Source organism: Streptomyces sp. NPDC050564, from assembly GCF_044457265.1.
In the GTDB taxonomy this organism is placed as follows: domain Bacteria; phylum Actinomycetota; class Actinomycetes; order Streptomycetales; family Streptomycetaceae; genus Streptomyces.
In genome coordinates this window covers 165352-178960 of sequence record NZ_JBITGS010000017.1, presented here as the reverse complement: position 1 = coordinate 178960, position 13609 = coordinate 165352, and the positions used below count along the sequence as shown (strand labels likewise).

Annotated in this window: 8 protein-coding genes and 2 pseudogenes; 5 read left to right on the top strand and 5 right to left on the bottom strand. The window is 69.7% G+C overall.

The window, feature by feature from the left end:
- Positions 1 to 35 precede the first annotated feature (35 nt).
- A complete protein-coding gene (locus tag ACIBK0_RS26740; protein WP_399084978.1) occupies positions 36 to 1985 on the bottom strand; it encodes a serine/threonine-protein kinase in 1950 nt (649 codons plus the stop codon).
- A gap of 230 nt (positions 1986 to 2215) precedes the next feature.
- Here ACIBK0_RS26740 and ACIBK0_RS26735 point away from each other — a divergent pair, with 230 nt between their 5' ends.
- The gene (locus ACIBK0_RS26735; protein ID WP_399084975.1) at positions 2216 to 2431 is read left to right on the top strand and encodes a hypothetical protein; all 216 of its coding nucleotides are present in this window, start codon (positions 2216 to 2218) and stop codon (positions 2429 to 2431) included.
- A gap of 594 nt (positions 2432 to 3025) precedes the next feature.
- Here ACIBK0_RS26735 and ACIBK0_RS26730 read toward each other — a convergent pair.
- Both ACIBK0_RS26730 and ACIBK0_RS26725 read right to left on the bottom strand, forming a co-directional pair.
- A complete protein-coding gene (locus ACIBK0_RS26730) occupies positions 3026 to 4555 on the bottom strand; it encodes a helix-turn-helix domain-containing protein (RefSeq protein WP_399084972.1) in 1530 nt (509 codons plus the stop codon).
- Positions 4556 to 5071: 516 nt separating this feature from the next.
- Complete coding sequence (locus ACIBK0_RS26725) at positions 5072 to 5269, bottom strand: DUF4236 domain-containing protein (protein WP_399084969.1); 198 nt, start codon at positions 5267 to 5269, stop codon at positions 5072 to 5074.
- A gap of 247 nt (positions 5270 to 5516) precedes the next feature.
- Here ACIBK0_RS26725 and acnA point away from each other — a divergent pair, with 247 nt between their 5' ends.
- Complete coding sequence (acnA, locus tag ACIBK0_RS26720) at positions 5517 to 8231, top strand: aconitate hydratase AcnA (protein WP_399084966.1); 2715 nt, start codon at positions 5517 to 5519, stop codon at positions 8229 to 8231.
- Between the two features lie 160 nt (positions 8232 to 8391).
- A pseudogene (locus ACIBK0_RS26715) lies at positions 8392 to 8727 on the top strand (response regulator); the annotation flags it as partial.
- Here ACIBK0_RS26715 and ACIBK0_RS26710 read toward each other — a convergent pair.
- Both ACIBK0_RS26710 and ACIBK0_RS26705 read right to left on the bottom strand, forming a co-directional pair.
- Positions 8715 to 8939, bottom strand: a complete 225-nt coding sequence (locus ACIBK0_RS26710; protein WP_399084963.1) for a hypothetical protein — start codon at positions 8937 to 8939, stop codon at positions 8715 to 8717. The pseudogene ACIBK0_RS26715 and the gene ACIBK0_RS26710 overlap by 13 nt on opposite strands.
- A 16-nt stretch (positions 8940 to 8955) precedes the next feature.
- Complete coding sequence (locus ACIBK0_RS26705) at positions 8956 to 9456, bottom strand: hypothetical protein (RefSeq protein WP_399084960.1); 501 nt, start codon at positions 9454 to 9456, stop codon at positions 8956 to 8958.
- A gap of 295 nt (positions 9457 to 9751) precedes the next feature.
- On the opposite strand from ACIBK0_RS26705, the pseudogene ACIBK0_RS26700 reads away from it, so the two are divergent.
- Positions 9752 to 9928, top strand: a pseudogene (locus tag ACIBK0_RS26700) (cellulose binding domain-containing protein); the annotation flags it as partial.
- 388 nt (positions 9929 to 10316) lie between these two features.
- Positions 10317 to 13592, top strand: coding sequence for a GH92 family glycosyl hydrolase (locus ACIBK0_RS26695; RefSeq protein ID WP_399084957.1), 3276 nt, complete (start codon positions 10317 to 10319; stop codon positions 13590 to 13592).
- The last annotated feature ends 17 nt before the right edge of the window (positions 13593 to 13609 follow it).

Below are 13609 nucleotides of genomic sequence, written 5' to 3'. Positions count from 1 at the left end.
CACAGAGCTCCGCGAGGAGACGGCACCGCCGCTTCCTAGGCCGCGTTGCGCCACACCTTCACGTCCAAGGTGGCGTACGTCGTCCCGGACGAGCCCCGATACGTCACGAGCCCCACGTGCCCCGTCCCGCTGATGACGCACATCTGCTGACCGACGGTGAGGTCCTTGACCCAGATGTAGCTCTTGTAGCCGGTCGCCGCCTTGCACACGTCCAGGCTCGCCTGCCGTCCCACCGGCAGCAGGGCAAGTGAGCTGCCGGACGTGGTGCCGGGGGCGAGGACCGCGCCCGAGGAGTAGACCGCGTACGTCAGATCCTCGTCGGAGCTCCCGGTGTCCGCCTTGGACCGCACCGGGGTGTCCCCCAGATACAGGTCGTGGCTGGCGGTCATCCGGATCCCCGAGTACGTCACCGGGACAGGGGCCTTCGGAACCGCGGGCTCGCTGGTCTCGGCGCTCGTGGGAGTCGAGGTCGCGGCCCGCGTGGGCGTCGGGGGCCCCGAAGGGCTCGGAGGCAGCGTGGACTTGGCGGGCCTGGGCTTCTTCGAGGCCGTGGTGGACGGGGAGCCGGACGGCGACGGCGACGTCCTGGCTGTCTGCGCCGACCGTGACGCGGCCACCTCCCGCGCCCTGTCGTCGCTCTTGCCGCCGTCTCCCGGGACGAGCAGCAGAGCGGCGGTCGCACCACAGGCGACGAGCACGACGGCAGCCGCCGCCAACAGCCAGACGCGGCGCTTGCGGCCCTTGCCGCCCGTGGCCACCGAGGAGGTCCGCGCGGCGGCCGGTTCATGCGGCTGCGGCCCGGCGGGCGGAGCGTAGGCCCCCGGCGCGGCCGGATGCCCCATCACGAACGGCCCGGGCAGTGCCGCATGGGACGGCGAGGTGGGGGAGTAGGCCATCGGGGGACCGAAACCGCCGGGCGTCGACCCGGAACCGCCGGGCGCGGGTCCGAAAGAGCCGGCCGCGGGTCCGGAACCGGCGGGCGCCGGTCCGAACCCACCGGGCGTCGCCCCGGGGCCGCCGGGACCGAGAGCGCCCGGAGCCGCTCCCGCCCGGGCCTGATCGGCCTCCTCGGTCCGAGCCGCGATCCCCGCCGCCAGCTCGCCCGGCAGCCACGCCCCGGACGCGAACCGCGCATCGTCACCGCGTTGCGCCTGGATCGTCTGAACGGAGCGAATGACCTCCTCGACGGAAGGCCGCTCGGCGGCCGGCTTGCGCAGACACCACGCCACCAACTCGCGTATCTCACCTGGTACATGGCTGAGGTCGGGCTGCTCGTGGACCACCCGGTAGAGCACCGCGTGCGGGTCCCCGTCCCCGAAGGCGGCACCGCCCGTCGCCGCGAACACGGCGGTCTGCCCCAGCGCGAACACGTCGGCCGAGGGCGCGGCCTCCGCGCCGAGCACCTGCTCCGGCGCCATATAGGCGACGGTGCCGAGGGCCGTACCGCTCTGGGTCACCGACGTGGCATCAGCGGCCCGCGCGACACCGAAGTCGATGACGCGCGGCCCGTCGGCGGCGAGCAGCACGTTCGACGGTTTGAGGTCCCGATGGACGATGCCCTCGCGGTGCACCGCCTGCAGTGCCTCGGCGACTCCGGCGATCAGCCGCAGCACGGTGTCGACGGGCAGCGGCCCGTGGCCGTGCACGGCATCGGCGAGGGACGGCCCCGGCACATACGCGGTCGCGCACCACGGCATGGACCCTTCGGTGTCGCTGTCCACGACCGGAGCCGTATAGAGCCCGTGCACCCGGCTCGCCGCCGCCACCTCGGCCTGGAACCGCTTGCGGAACTCGGCGTTCTCGGCGAGTTCCGGCCGGATCACCTTGACCGCGACGGCCCGCCCGCCCGGCGTGTGCGAGAGATAGACCCGTCCCATACCGCCGGCCCCGAGCCGCGCCGCCAGCCGATAGCCGCCCACGACCCGCGGATCGCCGTCCTCCAGCGGCTGGAAACTCCCCGCGCCGGGCTCACCGTTGCTCAACACGCCCCACTCCACCCCAAGATCTGCTCGCGGGTCCCATTGCACCACGGGTCCCTCGCCTCCCGCTCCGGAGTCCGTCGTCGGCTCTCGGGGACCTCCGCAGGCGCCGCTCGTGACGTGATACACCGATTGTCCGTGCGGTGTCGGCGGTGGGCTGCGAACGATCAGCGCTGAGGTGAGTGTTGCCGGAGTGCCCGAGAAGGAGGAAGTGCAGTCGGCGTGGGGGGCGGATCGTGCGCTGGCTTGCGGCGAACGCGCCGGTCAGTGAGCGGGCGCTGAGCGCCCCGGCGACGGATGAGGACATCGCGGGTCTGCGGGAGCGGCTGGGGTTCGAAGCGCCCGAGGCACTCGAGGCCTGGCTGCGGATGAACAACGGCAGTACGGAGAAGGACTCGACGGCGCCCAGACCTGACGGGGCACGCGGCTCATTCCGCACAGGGACTCGGTGATCTTCCCGTTCGGCAAGGTGTTCCTGGGATGCGAGGGCATCGCTCGTCAGCGTGCCTGGTACTTGCGCATGGCGGCGGAAGCGGGCGACGAGGATTACTGGAAGCCCTCCTGGCTGCCTTTGATCGAGATGAGCGACGCCCCCTACGGGTATGCCATCGAAGCTTCCGGCCACGCCAAAAGCCCCGTGTGGCAGTACGCCGAGGGCGGTCTTTCGAAGGTCGAGGCCCGTCGCTGGGCGCGCTCTTGGGGTCCTTCGCGGACGCCTTGGAGAACGACGACTGGGAGGGCGGGCCCGCGCTGGTGGTGGACGGCCGCCTCGTCTGGGAGGACTGAGGGCAACTTGCCTTGATTCAGGCGCTGTTGTCATGACACGTGAATGGGGGCGTTCCACCCAGGCGTCGACACCCGGTTCTTATTTGGCAGTTGGAGTGAAGAGCCACCTCCCTGTGGGGGCACCGGCCGGGGATCTCATGCACCGGTGTCATGCGGTGACCGCGCAGACCGGGAGAAGTCGCACGCATGCCGCCGCACCCCTCCCGGCCCGTGCTCGGGTCGGCCAGGAGCGGTGCGGCGCCATGTTGGCGAAGGGCTGCTCAGATGTCCCGGAAGATCTCGATCTGTGCGCCGATCGTGTTGAGCCGCTCGGCGAGGTCCTCGTAGCCGCGGTTGATGACGTACACGTTCCGCAGCACGGAGGTACCGTCGGCCGCCATCATCGCCAGCAGGACGACCACGGCGGGCCGCAGCGCGGGCGGGCACATCATCTCGGCGGCGCGCCAGCGGGTCGGGCCTTCGACCAGCACGCGGTGCGGGTCGAGGAGTTGCAGCCGCCCGCCGAGGCGGTTGAGGTCCGTGAGGTAGATCGCCCGGTTGTCGTAGACCCAGTCGTGGATCAGCGTCTTGCCCTGCGCGGAGGCCGCGATGGCCGCGAAGAACGGGACGTTGTCGATGTTCAGGCCGGGGAACGGCATCGGGTGGATCTTGTCGATCGGCGCCTCCAGCTTGGAGGGCCGGACAGTGAGGTCGACCAGGCGGGTACGGCCGTTGTCGGCGAAGTACTCCGCCGTGCGGTCGTGGTCCAGGCCCATCTCCTCCAGGACCGCGAGCTCGATCTCCAGGAACTCGATCGGCACCCGGCACACCGTCAGCTCGGACTCGGTGACCACCGCCGCGGCCAGCAGGCTCATCGCCTCGACCGGGTCCTCGGAGGGCGAGTAGTCCACGTCGACATCGATGTTCGGCACGCCGTGCACGGTGAGCGTGGTCGTGCCGATGCCCTCGACCCGTACGCCCAGGGCCTCCAGGAAGAAGCACAGATCCTGGACCATGTAATTGGAGGACGCGTTGCGGATGACGGTCATGCCGTCGTGGCGGGCGGCGGCGAGCAGCGCGTTCTCGGTCACGGTGTCGCCGCGCTCGGTCAGCACGATCGGGCGACCGGGAGAGACCGAGCGGTCCACCTGCGCGTGGTAGAGCCCCTCGGTGGCGGCGATGTCGAGACCGAAGCGGCGCAGCGCGATCATGTGCGGCTCGATCGTGCGCGTGCCGAGGTCACAACCGCCCGCGTACGGCAGCTTGAAGTGGTCCATACGGTGCAGCAGCGGGCCGAGGAACATGATGATCGAGCGGGTGCGGCGGGCCGCCTCCGCGTCGATGGCTTCCATCTCCAGCTCGCTCGGGGGCACGATCTCCAGGTCGACCCCGTCATTGATCCACCGGGTGCGGACGCCGATCGAACCGAGCACCTCCAAAAGGCGGTACACCTCTTCGATACGGGCGACGCGGCGCAGCACCGTGCGCCCCTTGTTCAGGAGCGTCGCGCACAGCAGCGCCACGCACGCGTTCTTGCTGGTCTTGACGTCGATCGAGCCGGACAGACGACGTCCGCCGACGACGCGCAGATGCATCGGACCCGCATAGCCCAGAGAGACAATCTCACTGTCCAGGGCTTCACCGATTCGGGCGATCATCTCAAGGCTGATGTTTTGGTTGCCGCGCTCGATGCGATTGACGGCGCTCTGGCTGGTGCCGAGCGCCTCGGCAAGTTGCGACTGTGTCCAGCCCCGGTGCTGCCGGGCGTCACGGATGAGCTTGCCGATGCGTACGAGGTAGTCGTCTGCCATGGCGTGACCGTATATCGGATGTGAGATAAACGAAAATGGAGCGCGTCCTTCCGGGTATCGGACGCCATGAAGCGCTGGTCGCAGGGGAGTTCGGGCTCCGTGCGAGGGGAGCGCGGCCGCGGTGGCGGGACACCCGGGCCACGGCCCATCGAGGTCGTCGCGGCGAGTGGCCGCGAAGAGGTGCTTCCATGACGGTTCGTCGGTTGTGGGAACTTTTGTCGCTGATTCGTCCACTTCGTCTGTTGCCTCCGCGCGCTGGTGCGCCATGGTGGCGGCGGGCGGAGCGGGGGCTGCGGCCCACCGGGGTGCGCTCGCGCGGCCGCTCCCGGTCCCTGTCGTCGCCGTGACCGCTTCCTGTGTGTCTCCTCGCGCAGAACGCACTCTCTGTCCCGCGAGTGCTTGGAGGCGACCCTGGCGGGCCTCCCCTACCAACTGCTCCGTCATGGGGACGAGTCCGCCGCAGTGGTCGCCGCCGTCATGTGCGACCGACGCCGCGGTGCTCGACCGGGCCGGGATTCACCGCCCCCGATGCCGTGTCGTCCGCCGCCACCCGAAGGGCCCCGGCAGGTCCATGGAGGTCGTCCGGCGCCCGGTGCTGCTGTGTGTGTGCCGTGGCCCGTGCCGCCCGCCCGTGGTGATCGACCATGAGCGGCGGTTGATGTTGAGTCGCACTCCGGGAAGGATGCGGAAACTCTTGCGGAACGTGAGTGGCATGGGTTGCCCCCTGTGACGGTTACGCCGGGTGGTCCCGGGTCGACACCGGGTACCCCTATGGAGGCTGGGCATGACCAGCCCGCGCCCATGTACTAGAGTTATCTCGACATCGAGATATCTGCCGAGGCGCCCCGCAGCCGCCACCCCGGTAAGGGTTACCTAACTTAGCCTTACCTTAACGGATCGGTCCATCAGTCGTGGCGGCAGGATTGCGGTGGGTACGCGCACATCAATGAAGGAGACTGTCGTGTCGGCGAACAGCTTCGACGCCCGCAGCACGCTGCAGGTGGGCGACGAGTCGTACGAGATCTTCCGGCTGGACAAGGTGGAAGGCTCGGCTCGCCTTCCGTACAGCCTGAAGGTGCTGCTGGAGAATCTGCTCCGCACCGAGGACGGCGCGAACATCACCGCCGACCACATCCGCGCGCTCGGCTCCTGGGACTCCCAGGCCCAGCCGTCGCAGGAGATCCAGTTCACGCCCGCCCGTGTGATCATGCAGGACTTCACCGGCGTGCCCTGCGTCGTCGACCTCGCCACCATGCGCGAGGCCGTCAAGGAGCTCGGCGGCGACGCGGCGAAGATCAACCCGCTGGCCCCGGCCGAGCTGGTCATCGACCACTCCGTCATCGCCGACAAGTTCGGCACGAACGACGCGTTCGCGCAGAACGTCGAGCTGGAGTACGGCCGCAACAAGGAGCGCTACCAGTTCCTGCGCTGGGGCCAGACCGCCTTCGACGAGTTCAAGGTCGTCCCGCCGGGCACCGGCATCGTCCACCAGGTCAACATCGAGCACCTGGCCCGTACGGTCATGGTCCGGGGCGGACAGGCGTACCCCGACACCCTGGTCGGCACCGACTCGCACACCACGATGGTCAACGGCCTGGGTGTCCTGGGCTGGGGCGTCGGCGGCATCGAGGCCGAGGCCGCGATGCTCGGCCAGCCGGTCTCGATGCTCATCCCGCGCGTCGTCGGCTTCAAGCTCACCGGTGAGCTCACGCCCGGAACCACCGCCACGGACCTCGTGCTCACGATCACCGAGATGCTGCGCAAGCATGGCGTCGTCGGCAAGTTCGTCGAGTTCTACGGCGAGGGCGTCGCCGCCACCTCCCTCGCGAACCGCGCCACCATCGGCAACATGTCGCCGGAGTTCGGCTCCACCGCCGCGATCTTCCCGATCGACGCCGAGACCATCAAGTACCTGAAGCTGACGGGCCGCTCCGAGCAGCAGCTCGCGCTCGTCGAGTCGTACGCCAAGGAGCAGGGCCTCTGGCTCGACCCGGCCGCCGAGCCCGACTTCTCCGAGAAGCTGGAGCTCGACCTCTCCACGGTCGTACCGTCGATCGCCGGCCCGAAGCGCCCGCAGGACCGCATCGTCCTCGCGAACGCCGCGCAGCAGTTCGCGCAGGACGTGCGCAACTACGTGGACGAGGACGACGAGGCGGGCAAGGAGTCCTTCCCGGCCTCCGACTCCCCGGCCACCGCCAACGGCGTACCGACCCGTCCGACCACGGTCACCGCCCCCGACGGCTCGACCTACGAGATCGACCACGGCGCGGTGACGGTCGCGGCCATCACCTCCTGCACCAACACCTCGAACCCGTACGTCATGGTCGCCGCCGCGCTCGTCGCGAAGAAGGCCGTGGAGAAGGGCCTGACCCGCAAGCCGTGGGTCAAGACCACCCTTGCCCCGGGCTCCAAGGTCGTCACCGACTACTTCGACAAGGCGGGCCTGACCCCGTACCTCGACAAGGTCGGCTTCAACCTCGTCGGCTACGGCTGCACCACCTGCATCGGCAACTCCGGCCCGCTGCCGGAGGAGGTCTCCAAGGCCGTCAACGACCACGACCTCGCGGTCACCTCGGTCCTCTCCGGCAACCGGAACTTCGAGGGCCGTATCAACCCCGACGTCAAGATGAACTACCTGGCCTCCCCGCCGCTGGTCGTCGCGTACGCCCTCGCGGGCTCCATGAAGGTGGACATCACCAAGGACGCGCTGGGCACCGACCAGGACGGCAAGCCGGTCTACCTCGAAGACATCTGGCCGACCGAGGCCGAGGTCAACGACGTCGTGGCGAACGCCATCGGCGAGGACATGTTCAACAAGTCCTACCAGGACGTCTTCGCGGGCGACGCCCAGTGGCAGGCGCTGCCGATCCCGACCGGCAACACCTTCGAGTGGGACCCGCAGTCCACCTATGTGCGCAAGCCCCCGTACTTCGAGGGCATGACGATGGAGACCACCCCGGTCTCCGACATCACGGGCGCCCGCGTCCTGGCCAAGCTGGGCGACTCGGTCACCACCGACCACATCTCCCCGGCCGGTGCGATCAAGGCCGACACCCCGGCCGGCAAGTACCTCACCGAGCACGGTGTGGAGCGTCGTGACTTCAACTCCTACGGCTCCCGTCGTGGCAACCACGAGGTCATGATCCGCGGCACGTTCGCCAACATCCGCCTGCGCAACCAGATCGCGCCGGGCACGGAGGGCGGCTACACCCGCGACTTCACCCAGGACGGCGGTCCGGTGTCGTTCATCTACGACGCCTCCCGCAACTACATCGAGCAGGGCACCCCGCTGGCCATCCTGGCCGGCAAGGAGTACGGCTCCGGCTCGTCCCGTGACTGGGCCGCCAAGGGCACCGCGCTCCTCGGCGTCAAGGCCGTCATCGCCGAGTCGTACGAGCGCATCCACCGCTCGAACCTCATCGGCATGGGTGTCCTGCCGCTGCAGTTCCCGGAGGGCGCCTCCGCCGAGTCCCTCGGCCTCACCGGCGAGGAGACCTTCTCCTTCACCGGCGTCGAGGAGCTGAACAACGGCACCACCCCGCGCACGGTGAAGGTCACCACCGACACGGGTGTCGAGTTCGACGCGGTCGTCCGCATCGACACCCCCGGCGAGGCGGACTACTACCGCAACGGCGGCATCATGCAGTACGTGCTGCGCAACCTGATCCGCAAGTAGGCGGTCCGGATCCGCGAGCAGGCGGTCCGGCAGGGCAGTTGAGGGCCGCATCCCCGATCGCGGGGGTGCGGCCCTTCGCCGTTCGCCGTGCCGCTCAGGACATCGGCAGGGCTCAGGTGGAACACAGGGTTCCCTCAGCGGACCGGGACACGATTGCCACATTTCTGGCACTTCTGGGGCCCGTGGCGGCCGCGTCCGTGTGCTGATCGTCGATGACGAGCCGGGGCTCACGGAGCCGCTGTCCGTCGCCGTCACGGAGGCGGGGTGGCGGCCCTGTCCGGCGGCCGACGGGGAGAGCGCGCTGCGCGTCGCGCGCAGTTGCGCCCCGCACGCCGTCGTCCTCGACGGGATGCTGCCCGACCTCGACGGACTGCAGGTGCTGCTGCGGCGGCGGTACGAGAATCCCAAGCTGCCCGTTCTCATGCTCACCGCCCGGGACGCGCTGGAGCACCGCCTGGACGGGCTGGTCGCCGGCGCCGACGACTACGTGACGAAACTGGGCGCGGCCACGCGCGGTGGTACGACGAGAGCGGTGGGCGCGGCCACGCGGGGTGGTACGGCGACGGCGGACACGGCCACGAGCGTCGGGCCGACGGCGGCAGGCTCGACCTGGACCTGGACCTGGACCTGGACCTCGACCGCGGCCCCGGCGTCTGGGCCTGAACCTTCGCCCCACGTACGGAGGCCGGATGCCGGAAGGCCGGTCAAGTCCCTGGAGCCCGGCCTAGACCCAGCCCAGCGCCTGGCTGACCACGAACGGGGCAGGGATCAGCAGCGCCATGCCGAGCCAAGGGCCCACGGGATGGCCCTCCTGGCGAGGCATCAGGATGTCCACCACCAGCACCATTCCAAGGACGAACCCGCAGCCCAGCACGGCGCCGGTGATCATGCCGAGCGCGTTGTCGGGGGTCTCCTTGTCGCAGCCGATGCCGCCTCCGCAGTCGACCGACGGGTACTTGGTCAGCAGCCACCGCAGGCACAGGGCCGGGACGATCGCGACCAGCCCGATCAGGAGATTCGCCAGGGCGGGCGCCCACAGGCCGCGAACGGCCCCCGGGCCGCGGTCGGCACTCGGGCTGCGCTCGGCACTCGGGCTGAGTTCGGTACCCGGGCCGCACTCGGTACCCGGGCTGCGCTCGCTACCCGCCCCCGGACCGCCCCCGCTCTCGTCGTCACCACCCGTTTCGTAGCCCCGCACCAGCACGCCCTTTTCCCTTGCCCGCACTCATGTCGTTCTCACTGAGGGAAGAGGGGATGGGCGCACGCCGGGTTCCGGAGGGCCCCGCGGCACCGCGTATGCCTCCTACCCCCTCGCGGCGCCTTTGTGTGTCCGGATCGCTTGTCGCGCCGGGCGTTTACAGGGGGTCCGGTGCGCGCTAACTTTCCCACTGAGTGGGGTGGGAGCGCTCCCACCCTGGTGGACCGGAACCCGCCCCGGAGTTGCTCCCACCCCACGTGCGCGTTCCTCACGACCAACCGGCTGAAGGGCTGCATGTCATGCGCCTGACAGAACGACGAACGGACAGTCGGTCGCCAGCCTGTGGAACGGCAATGCGACGTACGACGGCCAGGATGTGATGGTGCACAAAGCCGACTGGAACGGGGCGTTGGACCCGGGCGACAGCGCGACGTTCGGGTACGTAGTCTCCGGGACGGGTGATGATCCGTCAACAGAGTTGCCGTGGCGGGTGGGTTGAGCCTGCACTGCTCAGGGCGGACCGGGTGGGTGGTTCGGGACTCACCCGGTCCGCGAGCCCGGGCGAGGTCGGGGGAGGCCCCTGCCCGGGACGGTGCGTAGCTTTCGGGGGTGGTGCGGTGGCTTGTGCCGATCGCGGTGTGCGACAACGTTGTCGAATGGTCTGTACATGACTCTACCGCCTCAACGGACAACGATGTCAAGCAAGTTGATCGACGTCGATGGATGTAGTGCTTCAATCGATGGGCGTAGTGCTTCAGCGGGGTGGATGCCGGCCGCGCCATCTGCGCCGTACGCGGTCTTCCGTGTTACCCGTGGCGCACGTTACTGTCCCTGCGGCTTGTGCGATCTGTGGTGCGCGACCCGTCCGAAGGAGGAGGGGCCGCGTCATGCGTTTCCGTCCGTCATCCGTTCTGCTGGCCGTCGCACTGACGGTCGGCGGCGCCGGCCCGGCGCTCGCCGAACCCCCGTCCGCTCCACCCGATCTGGTCCGGGACCCCACCGCGTACGTCGATCCGCTCATCGGCACCAAGAACGGCGGCAATGTCTTCCCGGGCGCCGTCGTGCCCTTCGGCATGCTCTCCTGGAGCCCCGAGAACACCCGCGGGGACGCCACCCGCACGGCCGCGCCGGGTGGTTACCAGTACGACGCCACGCGCATCCGGGGCTTCAGCCTCACCCACATGTCCGGCACGGGATGCGCGGGCGGCAGCGGCGACATCCCGTTCTTCCCGTACGCCGGTGAGGTCACCTCCTCCCCGGCGAGCGACACCAAGGACGCCGTGTACGCGGCCGACTTCGCGCACGCCGACGAGACCGCCGAGCCCGGTCACTACAAGGTGGGCCTCTCCTCGGGCGTCACGGCCGACCTGACGGCCACCGCGCGCACGGGCGCGGGCCGCTTCACCTTCCCCGCGGACAAGCCCGCCTCCCTGCTGATCCGTACCGCCAACTCCGAGGTCGGCTCGACGGATTCATCCCTGAAGATCGACCCGGCGACTCGCACGGTCTCCGGCTCGGTGACCTCCGGGAACTTCTGCGGCTACCTCGACCCGGAAGGCCAACGCGCCTACTACACCCTCTACTTCACCGCCCACTTCGACCGCGACTTCAAGACGACCGGGACCTGGCAGGACGGCAAGCTGAGCCCGGGAGCCACGGAGGCCGCCGGCGGTACCGGCGGATTCGGGCAGGGAGGCCGACCCGTCGCGGGCAAGGGCGCCGGCGGCTATGTGGAGTTCGAGCCCGGCGCCGATCCCGTGAACGTCAAGGTCGGTATCTCGTACGTCAGTCAGGCGGGCGCCGAGGCCAACCTGGCCGCCGAGAACCCGCGGTCCCGTTCCTTCGCCTCCGTCCAGGACGCCGCCCACCGCGCTTGGCGCGACCGGCTCGGCGCCATCAGGGTCGGCGGCGGCACCGACGACGAGCGCACCACCTTCTACACCGCGCTCTACCACGCCTTGCTGCACCCGAACGTCATCAGTGACGCCGACCGCAGATACAGAGGCCCCGACGACAAGGTCCATGTCGTCGGCCGCGGCCACCGGGCGCAGTACGGCACCTTCTCCGGCTGGGACGTCTACCGTTCCCAGGTCCAGCTGCTGACCCTTCTCGACCCGGACACCGGCTCCGACATCGCGCAGTCGCTGCTCGAACTCGCCCGGCAGAACGGGGGAGTCTGGGACCGCTGGCTGCACGGCGCGAGCGGCACGCACGTCATGAACGGCGACCCGTCGGCGCCCGCGCTCGCCGGCATCCGCGCCTTCGGCGGCACGGACTTCGACCTGCGGGGTGCGCTCGACTCCCTGGTCCGGGCGGCGACCGTACCGACCGAGCAGGATCTGTCCTCGGCGGGCAAGCCGGTCCTCTCGGTGGGCCAACGGCCCTCCCTCGACAAGTACGTGGACCACCACTACATGCCGTCCGTGTCGAATGCCTGGGGCGGCGCTGCCGAGACCCTGGAGATGTCGGGCGCGGACTTCGCGCTCTCCCAACTGGCCGCGGCGGCAGGTGAGAAGGGTACGGCGGCAGCCTTCGCCAAGCGCTCCCAGTGGTGGCAGAACAACTTCAACATCGCCGCCGACCCCACCGGCGGCTACATCGCCAACCGCAAGGCGGACGGCAGCTGGGTCACCGGCTTCACCCCGGCCACCGGCAACGGTTTCGTGGAGGGCACGGCGGCCCAGTACACCTGGATGGTGCAGCACGACCCGGCCGGCCTCTTCGCGGCCATGGGCGGGCGTGACAAGGCCCTGGACCGCCTGGACGCCTTCTTCCGCAACGCGGACGGCAGCTGGGCCTTCACGGGCAGTGGGGGCGACAAGTCCGAACTGGACAACGAGCCCTCGATCAACGTGCCCTACCTGTACGACTATGCGGGTGCGCCCTACAAGGCGCAGCAGACCGTCCGCGCGGCGATGAGCGAGCTGTGGTCGACACAGCCCGGCGGCATCCCGGGCAACGACGACCTCGGCGAGATGTCGTCCTGGTACGTCTTCTCCTCGCTCGGTATGTACCCCCAGGTGCCTTCGCGCGCCGAACTCACCCTGGCCTCACCGTTGTTCCCGAGGATCGAGATCGAGCGCCCGCACGGTGTCGACATCGAGATCCGGGCGAGCGGCGCGGCGGCCGACTCCCCGTACATCCAGTCCCTGAAGGTCAACGGCCGTACCAGCGAACGGCCTTGGCTCCCCGCATCCTTCGTCCGGGACGGCGGCACCCTCGACTACACGCTGAGCGGTACCCCCGACCAGCAGTGGGGCAGCTCCGAAGCCGCCGCCCCGCCCTCCTTCCGCGAGGGCGAGCAGCCGTACCAGATCGGCGTCGGCCCGACCACGGCGACGCTCGCGCCCGGCGGGAGCACGAAGCTCGACATCCGCGCCCTCGCGCTGAGCGGCGGCGCCGGGCCCGAGGTGCGCTTCCACGTGGACACGCCGGACGGTGTGACGGCGACTCCCGCCCAGGGCACGGTGACCGACGGTACCCAGCAGATCACCCTGGCGGCCGGCGACGACGCCAAGCAGGGCTTCTACGACGTCAACGTCACTGTGACCTCGGCCGACACGTCGTACGAGCAACCGGTGGCCCTCACGGTCGCGGCCCCAGGCTCCCTCCTCGCCGCGTACAACAACACCGGTGTCTCGGACGACACCGGCGACCACGACGAGGCCGACTACGACGGCGGCGGCTGGAGCTACTCCCGTCAGGCCCTCGCCGACGCGGGCCTGACGCCCGGCAAACAGGGCAGCGTGGACGGCCTCTCCTTCACCTGGCCCGACTCCCCGTCCGGCCGCCCCGACAACGCCTCGGCGACCGGCCAGAGCATTGAACTCACCGAAGGGGCATCGCAGTTGTCCTTCATCGGCAGCGCGGTCAACGGCAACCAGCAGACCAAGGCGACCGTCACCTACACCGATGGCACCACCGACTCCATCGACCTCTCCTTCACCGACTGGACCGTGGGCGGCGGAGGCGGCACCGTCCAGTACGGCAACGAGACGGTCGCCAAGGCCGCGTACCGCAATGTCGCGGGCGCCGACAAGGACCCGGTGGCGACCTACGTCTTCGCCACCAAGCCCTTCCAGGCCCCGTCCGGCAAGACCGTCAAGAGCGTGAAACTGCCGGACGACGCGGACCTGCATGTCTTCACCCTCGCGGTCGACTGAACCGCCCCGGATGAGCC

Bases quoted from the DNA above. Each gene is read 5' to 3' on its own strand.
- ACIBK0_RS26695 (WP_399084957.1), top strand. From the start codon at position 10,317: ATGCGTTTCCGTCCGTCATCCGTTCTGCTGGCCGTCGCACTGACGGTC.
- ACIBK0_RS26725 (WP_399084969.1), bottom strand. From the start codon at position 5,269: ATGCCACTCACGTTCCGCAAGAGTTTCCGCATCCTTCCCGGAGTGCGA.
- ACIBK0_RS26730 (WP_399084972.1), bottom strand. From the start codon at position 4,555: ATGGCAGACGACTACCTCGTACGCATCGGCAAGCTCATCCGTGACGCC.